General features: G+C 72.3%; 10 protein-coding genes. 1 reads left to right on the plus strand and 9 read right to left on the minus strand.

Annotated features, from left to right (window positions below; genetic code table 11):
- Positions 1–22: 22 nt before the first annotated feature.
- From KAK06_RS08460 to KAK06_RS08480, 5 genes are all read right to left on the minus strand, one after another.
- Positions 23–484: a hypothetical protein gene (locus tag KAK06_RS08460; RefSeq protein ID WP_210801501.1), complete on the minus strand. Its 462-nt coding sequence runs from the start codon at positions 482–484 to the stop codon at positions 23–25.
- 130 nt (positions 485–614) lie between these two features.
- The gene (locus tag KAK06_RS08465) at positions 615–1,190 is read right to left on the minus strand and encodes a tetratricopeptide repeat protein (protein ID WP_210801502.1); all 576 of its coding nucleotides are present in this window, start codon (positions 1,188–1,190) and stop codon (positions 615–617) included.
- Complete coding sequence (locus KAK06_RS08470; RefSeq protein ID WP_210801503.1) at positions 1,190–1,627, minus strand: hypothetical protein; 438 nt, start codon at positions 1,625–1,627, stop codon at positions 1,190–1,192. Before KAK06_RS08470 ends, KAK06_RS08465 begins: the two co-directional genes overlap by 1 nt.
- A gap of 66 nt (positions 1,628–1,693) precedes the next feature.
- Complete coding sequence (locus KAK06_RS08475) at positions 1,694–2,308, minus strand: glutathione S-transferase family protein (RefSeq protein ID WP_210801504.1); 615 nt, start codon at positions 2,306–2,308, stop codon at positions 1,694–1,696.
- 85 nt (positions 2,309–2,393) lie between these two features.
- Positions 2,394–2,750, minus strand: a complete 357-nt coding sequence (locus KAK06_RS08480) for a hypothetical protein (RefSeq protein ID WP_210801505.1) — start codon at positions 2,748–2,750, stop codon at positions 2,394–2,396.
- A gap of 245 nt (positions 2,751–2,995) precedes the next feature.
- On the opposite strand from KAK06_RS08480, the gene KAK06_RS08485 reads away from it, so the two are divergent.
- A complete protein-coding gene (locus tag KAK06_RS08485) occupies positions 2,996–4,501 on the plus strand; it encodes a S8 family serine peptidase (RefSeq protein ID WP_210801506.1) in 1,506 nt (501 codons plus the stop codon).
- A gap of 20 nt (positions 4,502–4,521) precedes the next feature.
- On the opposite strand, the gene KAK06_RS08490 is transcribed toward KAK06_RS08485, so the two are convergent.
- Genes KAK06_RS08490 through KAK06_RS08505 form a run of 4 tightly spaced genes read right to left on the minus strand, consistent with a single transcriptional unit; the run spans position 4,522 to position 9,595 of the window.
- A complete protein-coding gene (locus KAK06_RS08490) occupies positions 4,522–5,547 on the minus strand; it encodes a Gfo/Idh/MocA family protein (RefSeq protein WP_210801507.1) in 1,026 nt (341 codons plus the stop codon).
- Between the two features lie 7 nt (positions 5,548–5,554).
- On the minus strand, positions 5,555–6,289 hold the full coding sequence (locus KAK06_RS08495; protein WP_210801508.1) for a 2OG-Fe dioxygenase family protein: 735 nt from the start codon (positions 6,287–6,289) through the stop codon (positions 5,555–5,557).
- Positions 6,286–7,977 (minus strand): phosphoethanolamine transferase, encoded by a 1,692-nt coding sequence (locus KAK06_RS08500; protein WP_247652727.1) that lies wholly within the window; start codon positions 7,975–7,977, stop codon positions 6,286–6,288. The genes KAK06_RS08495 and KAK06_RS08500 overlap by 4 nt, the downstream gene beginning before the upstream one ends.
- A gap of 49 nt (positions 7,978–8,026) precedes the next feature.
- On the minus strand, positions 8,027–9,595 hold the full coding sequence (locus tag KAK06_RS08505) for a Y-family DNA polymerase (protein WP_210801509.1): 1,569 nt from the start codon (positions 9,593–9,595) through the stop codon (positions 8,027–8,029).
- Positions 9,596–9,759 lie beyond the last annotated feature (164 nt).

Here is a 9,759-nt window from a genome sequence, read left to right on the forward strand (position 1 = left end):
TCCTTGGATGCTGTATTGACGTCTAGCCGATGGCACCACGGTCATGCCCACGCCGGGAGTTGAGCATGACATAGGCCACCAGAATGGGCGGGTACAGGATGATCAACCAGCCGCGCAGAATCCCATCGCCGTCCCCACCCGTGCTGGACATCGCGATGAACAGCAGCCAATAGCCGGCCGTCAGGATCAGGCCTTCGTCCAGGGCCTGCTTCATGGCCGCAGGCAAGCGCCTTCTGGCCGCGGGCCCGTTCTCGCGAAACATCACGGCCACGACCAGAAACGACAGCGTCGACAGGCTGCCGGCCATCCCGACCAGTTCGGCCAGATTGGCCGCCGCGTTGAACTGATCCGGCGCGCCACCTGGCCGGGTGAACGCGTAGAAAAACGGCACCAGCACACACAGCACAGCGATGCCGGCAGTGATCCACCACGCATAGCGGGCCACGCTGCGGCGTTGCGCCAGGAGTTCGTCAGTGCCTGTCATGGTCTGGGCCCGACGGCCGCGCCACCACGGCCCCAGGAGCCAGTGTCCGCGACCTGCGTCGTGCTGACCTTGCCGCGCGTCAGTCAAACCTGGAAGCGCCTACGTTATCGGACGATCTGCGCCAGCACGCTCACGACCCACGCCCAAGGGCAGCGCTGTCATTCATCGTCTGCAAGGCCTCGCGGGCACAGCGTGAAGCCGGCCAGCTCAACCAGCGACGCCACGTAGGCACTGCGCTGCTCGGCGCCTTCGCCGGGACCCATCTGCAGGACCTTCTTGAACACCGGGAACGCCGCATGGGGCGTGCCCGCCCGCAGGTAGGACTGCCGCTCGGCGTCGTACTGCCCCGGATGTCGTGCACCTGGGCCTTCAGGATGTGGGCTTTCTGGTGGGCCGGGTCCAGCGCCAGCGCCTTGTCGATCGGCTCGATGTAGGCCTCGACCGTGCCGGGCTGGAACTGGCTGGCCACCACAGGGCCGCCCTTGATGGTCAGGCGCGCCGCCTGCACACAGATGGCCGCGTTGCCGGGTTCCGCCGACATGGCCTTGAGCAGCACGGGCGCGGCCCGGTTCAGGTGCTGGGCATCACCGTAGCTGGTGTCGATCGCGGACTTGGCCTGGGCCACCCTGGTCAGCGGCCGGCGCAGGTGCGGGGAGCTGTTGGCGCAGCGTGGTCTGGCAGCGCGGCGCCAGCGCCCGGTGGTCATCACAGACGCTTCATCACCGCGCTGACGTGGGTCCCACCGTCGTTGGACGAGGGGCACCCGCCCTGGAAGACCGCGTAGCGCGCGTTCACTGTCACCGCGCGTGGCGCGAAGCCCGACGCGGTGAGCTGGAAGGTGTAGGTGCCTTCGGTGTTCCCCAGGCCGCAGGGCAGCGTGCACACCAGGCCTTGCGCGGTCTCCTCGACGCCCGAGCTCACCGCGAGCTGCTGCAGTGACACCACTTGGCCGTCGCGCTGCAGATCGGTGATCACGGCGCGGCTGATGGTGCCGGTCTCGCCTTCCACGCTCACGCGATCGATCAGCACGATCGGTTCCAGGTAGAGGTGCAGGCATGCACCGTCAGTGGGTTCGCTGCTGCCACCGCCACAGGCCTGCAGTGCCAGCACGGGCACGGCCAGCAAGATCCTTTTGGTCTTCATTTCGTTCTCTCCCCTGACGCGCGCTGACGCTGCATCGCGCGTGGGTCCACTCTACCAGCACGCCGGTCAGGGCAGTTGCAGTCGGGGGTGCTCGGCCAGCGCGGTCAGCGTCTGGTGCATCGCGGGATGGGTCCGCTTCAGATGCGCCCGCGTGCCCGACCAGCGCGACACCACCACCGCGAGCATCGCCAAGGCACCGGGTGGCTCGTCGTGCAGCAGCGCACCGAACTGGTCGGCGAAGATCTCCCAGGCGCGGTGCAGTTGCGCCCGCGCGGCCGCACGCACCTTGGCCTGGGCGCTGGTGCTGGTGGCGGTGGTCCAGCGCTCGGGGTAGTCGCTGATGCTGACCGCCGGGTAGCAGTTGGCGGCAATGTAGACCAGCGCGCGCAGCACCTGCGCGCGGCGGCTGGCCTCGGCGGGCAGCAGGCCGGCGGCCGGGCACTGCAGGCCCAGGTGGATCAGGATGGCGGCGCTTTCGCTCAGCACCGTGCCATCGGGCAGCTGCAGGGTGGGGACCTGCGCCAGCGGGTTGATGCGCCGCAGGGCCTCCAGGCCCTCGCCGGGCTCCCAGGTGGCCGCCAGCACGAGGCGGTGGCGCAGGCCGCAGGCACGCAGGGCCATGACGACGGCGTCCGAGCCCGAGCCCGGCGCGCCGTACAGCACCCAGGGGGCGTCGCTCATCGGCCAGCTCCGCGGCCCACGGCATGGCGTGTCATGGCGGCATCATGACAGGCCGCGGGACCGCGGGCCACCGAGGTGGGCTGGTTCAGCGCGTGGCGTCGGCCAGTTGCAGCGTCGGGGCCGGTGCGGTCCAGGCGGTGGTGGCCGGCGGCTGGACCAGGAAGGTGTTCGGGTCAATGGCGGCCGCGGTGCGCGCGGCAACGATCACCGCCGGGTGCGCGCCATTGGCATGCCGGGTCGCTGAGGGGGCCGCGGTCCAGTGCACGCTGGCGGGCGGCTGGACCAGGAAGGTGTTGGGGTCGATGCTGGCGCGGGCGGCCAGGCGCTGCTGGGCCACGGCGGGGTGGTCGGCGTTGGCGTGGGCGGGCGCGGCCGGGTCGGCGGCGAAGGCGCTGGTGGTCAGCAGGGTGAGGCTGGCCAGCAGGAAGCTGATGCGGGGCATGGTGGGCCTTTCCATCGTGGGTGGTACAACGGTCTCCACGGCTCATCTCGATGGCGGCCTGTCGCCAGCATTGTGACAGAGGACTAGGGTTAACCCGCATCCCTAGCTTGATCCAGGCCAAGCCGTAGCGGCGCCCGCGGACCTGAGTTCTAGGGAGACGTCGCGTGCGGCAGGCCGCCGCCGATCAGGCCGGCCCTACCATCGGCCGCGTCGGCGTTCCCTCGCCTGCCACTTCAGGAGTTCCCATGGCTTTCCGACTCTCCCTTGGCCGCGCCGGCGCGCTGACCCTGAGCACGCTCGCCCTGCTTGGCGGCAGCAGCTGGGCCGGTCAGGTCCACCCCGATCTGGCCGCCGCCGCGCAGCGCCAGGGCCGCACCGAGGCCCTGATCGTGCTGAAGGACCAGCGCACGCCCGCCACGGCACCGCTGGCCGCCGACGCCGACTACAAGGCGCGCCGCCGCGCGCTGGTCGGCGCGCTGGTGGCGCGCGCCGACGAGCAGCAGCGCGGTCTGCGCGCCTGGATGGATGCCCGCCAGATCGCCTACCAGCCCTTCTGGATCGCCAACATCGTCCACGCCCGGCTCAATGCCAGCGAGCTGGCGGCGCTGGCCGAGCGCGACGAGGTGGCCCGCATCGATCCCAACCCGACGATTGCCGTGGCCCTGCCCCGGCCCAGCGGGCAGCCGGCGCAGACCGAGAGCGTCTCCACCGTGGCCTGGGGCGTCGACAAGATCAAGGCCCCGCAGGTGTGGGCCGCCGGCTTCACCGGCCAGGGCGTGGTGATCGCTGGCCAGGACACCGGCTACCGCTGGGACCACCCGGCGCTGAAATCCCAGTACCGCGGCTGGAACGGCAGCACCGCCGACCACAACTACAGCTGGCATGACGCGATCCATGTGGCCAATGGCAGCTGCCCCGCCAACTCGCCCGCGCCCTGCGACGACAACGGCCACGGCACCCACACCGCCGGCACCTTTGCGGGCGATGACAAGGCCACCCACCAGATCGGCGTGGCGCCGGGCGCCAAGTGGATCGGCTGCCGCAACATGAACGCCGGCAACGGCACGCCCGCCACCTACATCGAGTGCATGCAGTGGCTGCTGGCGCCCACCGACCTGGCCAACCAGAACCCCAACCCGGATCTGGCACCGGACATCATCAGCAACTCGTGGAGCTGCACCCTCGGCGAGGGCTGCACGGTGGGCAATGAAATCAAGGGCGCGGTGACCAACCTGGTCAAGGGCGGCATCCTGTTCGTGGCCGCCGCCACCAACTCGGGCCCCAGCTGCGGCACGATCACCGAACCACCGGCGATCTACCCGCTGTCTTACACCATCGGCGCCACCGACAGCGCCGACAAGCTGGCCAGCTTCTCCAGCCGCGGCCCGGTCACCGGCAAGGGCGTGAAGCCCGATGTGTCGGCGCCCGGCGTCAACGTCAACTCGGCCTACCCGCCCAACACCTATGCCACGCTCAGCGGCACCAGCATGGCCACACCCCACGTGGCCGGCGCCGCGGCGCTGCTGATGTCGGCCGTGCCCACGCTGAAAGGCAACCCGGCCGCGGTGGAAAAGCTGCTGAACAAGACCGCCCAGCGCAGCGGCGTGACCAACCCGGTCAACCAGACCTGCGGCGGCACCGCCGCCACGGTGTGGCCCAACGCGATGATCGGCAACGGCCGCATCGACGTGTTCGCGGCCTACCAGAAGGCGATCGCCGGCCTGCAGGACCTGGACTCGCCGCTGGACTGAGCTTCCCCGGGCGGGCGCTTTCAGGGCGCCTGCTCGAAGGGATAGCGCACCCCCAGCCGGCCGCGGATCTCGTCCATGCAGGCCAGGGTGGCCAGCGTCTCGGCCAGCGGCATCTGCGGCGACTCGGTCAGGCCGGCGCGGATGCAGCGCATGGCCTCGGCGATCTCGTACTCGAAGCCGTTGAGCGCAAAAGGCCGCTCGTGGACCTCGGGCGCCTGGCCGGCCCGCGTCAGCACGGCCCGCGTGCCTTCCCAGAAGTGCTGCGGCACCCCGATCGAGCCCTGTGAGCCGAACAGCGCCAGGCTGTTCTCGGCGGCGCCGTCGAAACCGCAGACGAACTGGGCCTGGATCGCGGCTGGGAAACGCAGCGTGGCCGTGACCCGCGCATCCACACCGGTGGCGGCCAGCACGCCGTCCACCACCAGGTCCAGCGGGTCGCTGGCCTGCCCGGTGGCCGCGGCCACGGCCCAGCGCGACATCGACAGGTTGTAGATGCCGATGTCCAGCAGCGCACCACCGGCCAGCGCCGGGTTGAACAGCCGGCTCTCGGGCCCTGCATCGGCGGGGAAGCAGAAGCTGGACTGGACGGTTTGCAGCCGCCCGATCGTCCCCTCGGCCAGCCACTGGCCGATGAGCGCGTAGATCGGCAGGAAGCGCGTCCACAGCGCCTCCATCAGGAACACCTGCCGCTGCTGGGCCAGCGCGACCAGCTCGCGCCCTAGCGCCGCGTGCGGCACCAGCGGCTTCTCGCACAGCACAGGCAGGCCCGCTTGCAGGCAGGCGCGCACCCACTCGCCGTGCGCGCTGTGCGGCGTGGCGATGTAGACGGCGTCCAGGGCACCGGCACCGATCAACTCATCGAAGCCAGCCGCCACACGCGGCGCGGGCTTGTCGGTCCTTTGCCACCGCGCGGCAAAGGCAGCGGTCTTGTCGGGCTGGCGGCCCAGCACGGCGGCCAGGTGCGCGCCGGGCAGCGCCTGCACGGCCTGGGCAAAGCGGTGGGCGATGCCGCCCGGCCCGATCAGTCCCCAGCGGAAGTCGCCCATGCCCGGTTCAGGGCCCCTGGAAGCCGTTCGCCCGGAAGGTCAGCACCAGCGTGTCGCGGTGGCCATGGCCCCCGGGTTCGGCGGGCTGGATGGGGGTGGACTCGTGGATCACCCGTTCGTCGTCGAGCAGCAGCGTGCTCCAGGGCTGGCTGAGCGTGAAGCGCTGGCCCTGGCGGCCCTGGGCGGCGAAGACGCGGGTCTCGGCGCCCTTGATGCCCTGGCGGGCCACCAGCGTGACGGTGACCAGGTCGACGCCGTCGCGGTGCGCGCCCTCGGGCGTGGGGCGGCCGATGCCATCGGTGGTGTCGATGCGAAACGGATGCGCCTCGACAAACCAGCGCTGCGCGCCCTTCAGGGCCGAGGCGCGCGCGGCCATCGCCACCAGCCAGCGGTTCCACAGCGGATGCGCCAGCAGCGCCGGCTCGATCGGCTCGAAGTGGCGCTCGATGCCGCCGTGCAGCGCGTTGTACTCGACCGGCTGCCAGTGCGGCCGGTGCGGCGCCAGCGTGACCTGCTCGCCGTCGACGATGAAGCAGCCGTGGCGGCGGTAGCGGTAGCGGCCGCCGTCCTTCAGGTAGCGGTCGGGCGGCAGGCGGTCCCAGTGGGGCAGCCAGGCATCCAGCGCACGCGCATCGGTGCCCAGCAGGCGAGCGGCGCCTTCGGCATCCAGCACCGCAAAGCCCTGGTCGGCCAGCGTGGTGTCGATCTGATCGAGCGGGGTGACGGGGGGTGGCAGCATCATCGACGGCAGGGCGCGAACAGGTCCATCGCGGGCTCGCGCACCGCGGTCTTCACATCCATCAGGCCGAGCACGCTGTGGAACAGGTGGTCGTGCGAGGCGGGCTGGTTGGCGCGCGCCTGCACGCAGCCCAGGTCGAGGCGACGGCTGTCGGTGAAGCCTGGCGAGAACCAGGCCACCATCGGCACCTGGGTCTGCTCCTTGGGCGCGATGGCGTAGGGCACGCCGTGCAGGAACAGGCGGTTCTCGCCCAGCGATTCGCCATGGTCGGACACGTAGATCAGCGCGGTGTCGTAGTGGTCCTGCCGCGCCTTGAGCCAGTCAATCGTGCGGGCCAGCACATGGTCGGTGTAGAGCAGCGCGTTGTCGTAGGTGTTGACGATCTGCGGGATCTCGCACTGGCGCAGGTCGGGCGTGTCGCAGGTGGGCTCGAAGCGGCGGAAGCTGGCCGGGTAGCGCTTGTAGTAGGCCGGGCCGTGATTGCCCAGCATGTGCAGCACCACCACGCGGCTGTTGGTCAGGGCCTTGGACCGGCCCGCAGCGGCACTGGCGGCGGTGGACACGGCCGAGACCAGCGGCGCGTCCAGGTCGCGCAGCAGCGCCTCGTCCAGGCAGCGCTCGCCATCGCACAGCGTGCTGGCGGTGGTGGCCAGGCGCTCGTTGGGCAGGCCGTCGCAGACGCCCTTGCAGCCCGACTGGTTGTCGCGCCAGAAGGTGCCCAGGCCGGCATGGTCCAGCACATGCAGCAGGCCCTGGCTGCCGCGGATGCGGTCCTCGTCGTACTGGCGCCGGCCCCAGGGCGAGAACAGACAGGGCACCGAAGTCTCGGTGTTGGTGCCGCAGGCGCTGACGTCCTTGAAGTTGATCAGGCCCGGCACCTCGGCCAGCTGTGGCGTGGTCTGGCGCGCATAGCCCGACAGGCCCCAGTTGGCGGCGCGGGCGGTCTCGCCCAGCACGAAGACGAACAGCGTGGGCTTGCTGCGGCCGGCCCAGGCGGGGCCGGGGGTGGCGTCGGTGCCCAGCGGCTCGCGCGGCTTGGCGGCGCTGCGGGTATCGGCCACGGCCACGCGGCCCAGCGAGTACAGGTAGTTGGCCGGCGTGATCAGGTAGCGCAGCTCCTTGCGGTTGCGCATCAGGCTGCCGAAATCCTGGAACACGGTCATCACCGCGCCCACGCCCAGCACCACGGCCAGCAGCAGCCACGCGATGCGCCGCGCCAGCGCGCCCGGCCAGCGGCGGCGGCGGATCGGCACCCACCACAGCAGCAGCAGCGGCAGCACCGCATAGAACAGCAGGTGCGGCGCCATGCTCCAGGTGAACAGCTCGCTGGCCTCCTTGACGTCGGTGCGCAGCACATTGCGCAGCATCGACGGGTCGAGGTAGACGTTGAACTTCTGCGTGTAGTGCACCGCAAAGGCGGTGGCCACCAGCAACACGCCCAGCAGCGGTTTGGTCCAGGCGCGGTGCAGCACCAGGCCCAGCAGCAGGAAGTGCACGGCCACCAGGGCCACGAACAGCGCACCGGCAAACAGCCAGGTGGCCGGTGCGGTGGCGTCGCGGCCGCTCAGCACCTCGTGCCAGAAGCTCAGGTTGCAGGCCAGCGCAAACCACAGGCTGGCCACCAGGGCCAGGGTGTCGGTGCTGGGGGCGCCGCGCTGGTCGGCGGCGGGGCTCATCAAGGGGCGAGACATGGCGGGGCATTGTCGCTGCTGTGGCGCCCTTCGACTGAAGCAAGCCTGATCAGGCGAAACGTCCGTGCAGGAACCAGCCCGGCTGGCCGGTGGGCGGCGCCGGGCGCAGCCGGTAGATCCACAGCAAGGCCTGCTGCGGCGTCTGGGCGATGAAGTAGTCGCGCGCCACCGGGGTGCCGTCCCACCAGCCGGACTCGATCCGCTCGGGGCCGGCCAGCAGGCGCAGCGGCTGGCCGTCCAGCCAGGGGCGGGCCTGCTGCTCGGGCAGGGGCAGCGGCTGCGGCAGCAGCCAGGCGGGGCGGGTCAGGCGGGCGGCGGGCGGTGGCGGGGCGCTGCGCGTGCGCTCCCAAGCCGGCAGCGGCTCGGTGCTGCTGGCCTGCTCGGGGCGGTGCTCGGGGCGCGGCGCCAGGCGGCCCACGCTGTGCTCACCCAGGCGGGCCTGCAGGCGCTCAAGCAGGCGCACCAGACCCTCGCCGCTGGCGCCGGGCTCGTCGAACAACGCGGCGGGCGGGCCGGGGCGGCGCACCGGCTCGTCGCAGCGCAGCGTCAGGCCCAGCACCGGCGCGGCCAGCGGCTCGCGCGCCAGGCGCTCGCGCAGCAGGGCCCGCCAGTGGGCGGGATCGGCCGAGGGCTCGGCCAGCGCCAGCGTGAAGGGGCTGGTGTGGGCGCCGGCCTCGCCGGCCGGGCCGGCGCGCAGGCGCGTCTCGTGGTGGAACATCAGCGTGAAGCGCCCCACCCGCGCCTGCAGCGCGCGCGCCCAGGCGGCCAGGCGACCCAGCAGCAGCGTGGTGGCTTCGAGCAGGCGCTCGACATCGTCGGTGCGGCCGGGCAGCTCCAGGTGCTCAGAGAAGCGCTCGGGGGGCTGCAGCGGCTGGCGCGGATCAGGCGATGTGCCCCAGGCACGGTCCAGCGCGTCCAGCGGCGCCGGGCCAAAGCGGCGCGCCAGGCCGGCGCGCGGCTGGCGCCGCCACTCGGCCAGCGTGGCCAGGCCCAGGGCCTGCAGCGCCTCGGCCTGGGCCGGGGAGTCGGCCAGCACGCTGGCGGGCAGCGCGTCCAGGCGCTGCTGCAGCGCCGCCCAGGCTGGATCGCGCGAGTAGCCACCACCGGGCGGTGGCGGCGGCGCCAGCACCGCCTGGGTCAGCGCCGCGGGAGCGGTGTCATCGGGCGCCCAGCGGGCCAGCCAGGCGGCGCCCTGGGCGCTGGGCGCCCAGGCCAGTTGCAGCGCTTGCGCCAGCGGGGCCAGCGCGGCCAGCAACTGCTCGCGCAGCGCCGCCAGACCGCCGAAGCAGCGCAGGCTGGGCTGCAGCTCGGCCAGCAGGGCCTGGGGCGGGCACAGCACGACGCTGGGCGTGAAGACCATCAGGCGGTGCGCGGCATCCATCAGCGCACGGGCGTCGCGGGCCTCGTCAGCCGCCCCCAGCTGCAGCGTGGGACACAGCGCCAGCGCGGTGGCGCGCTTCATGCCCGGTGCCAGGCCCAGCGCCCGGGCGGCGGCATTGACCGCCAGCAGCCGGTGCTGACCGATCAGCGCCAGCGGCTCGGCCGCGGCGGCGGGCCCGCGCTCGGCCGCCAGCGACGCCAATGACAGCACCGGCAGGTGCACCCCCAGCCACAGCATGCCTGGGCCCTCATCGGTCGCTGGCAGGGGCGCCCAGCCGGGCCAGCCAGGGTGCGCTGCCCGGCACCGCCGCCAGACCGGGCCCGGCCCGCTCCGGCAGCGCCGGCTGCGGCTGGCGGGCCGGGGCGGGCCAGGGCTGGTCGGCGCGCTGGCGCGCCCGCGCC

Source organism: Ideonella aquatica (genome assembly GCF_018069755.1).
Classification (GTDB): Bacteria; Pseudomonadota; Gammaproteobacteria; order Burkholderiales; family Burkholderiaceae_C; genus Ideonella; species Ideonella aquatica.